This window comes from Oleiphilus sp. HI0066, from assembly GCF_001635725.1.
Map to the genome: position 1 here is coordinate 1 of NZ_LWFH01001801.1, position 850 is coordinate 850.

Here is an 850-nt window from a genome sequence, read left to right on the forward strand (position 1 = left end):
TTTAACGGTTGCTGTTGTGACTAAGCCGTTCCCATTTGAAGGTAGTAAGCGAATGAAGATCGCAGACTCGGGTTTAGCAGAACTTGCTGAAAACGTAGACTCTCTGATCACCATCCCTAATGAAAAGTTACTTGCCGTTCTTGGTAAAAATACAAGTTTGCTTGATGCGTTTGGTGCTGCAAATGACGTGTTGCAGGGTGCCGTTCAGGGTATTGCGGATTTGATTATTCGCCCTGGTATGATCAACGTTGACTTTGCAGACGTGAAAACTGTTATGTCTGAAATGGGCATGGCGATGATGGGCACAGGTACTGCGTCAGGTGAAAATCGTGCACGTGAAGCAGCCGAAGCAGCTATTCGCAGTCCGCTATTAGAAGACATTAACCTTCAAGGTGCGCGCGGTATTCTAGTGAATATTACTGCAGGTCTTGATTTGAACTTAGGTGAGTTCTCAGAGGTAGGTAGCATCGTTGAAGAATTTGCGTCGGAATCAGCAACAGTGGTTGTCGGTACGGTTATTGATAATGAGATGACCGATGAGCTTAAAGTGACTGTTGTTGCAACAGGTCTTTCAAGTGTTGCTGATAAGCCTGTGAAGGTTGTCGATAATACTGCGCCTAAAGCAGTGGACGGTAAAACAGACTACAACAAGTTGGATCGCCCAGCAGTGAGTCGTCGTCGCGCAGTTGCCGAAACTCAGGGTAACGCGGCGGTAAGTCAAGATGTGGCGCCGGCTCCGAGTGTTGACTACCTTGATATCCCTGCTTTTTTGAGACGACAAGCCGACTAATGCTACGCCTCAAATATGACAGCTTAACGACACTTTAGACAATCTGCTTGGGAAACAAGT

General features: G+C 46.7%; 1 protein-coding gene. It reads left to right on the forward strand.

The features are described 5' to 3' along the window. A partial coding sequence (locus A3738_RS28000) for a cell division protein FtsZ (protein ID WP_068764005.1) occupies window positions 1–790 on the forward strand: 790 nt, incomplete at its 5' end. Between the last annotated feature and the right edge of the window lie 60 nt (window positions 791–850).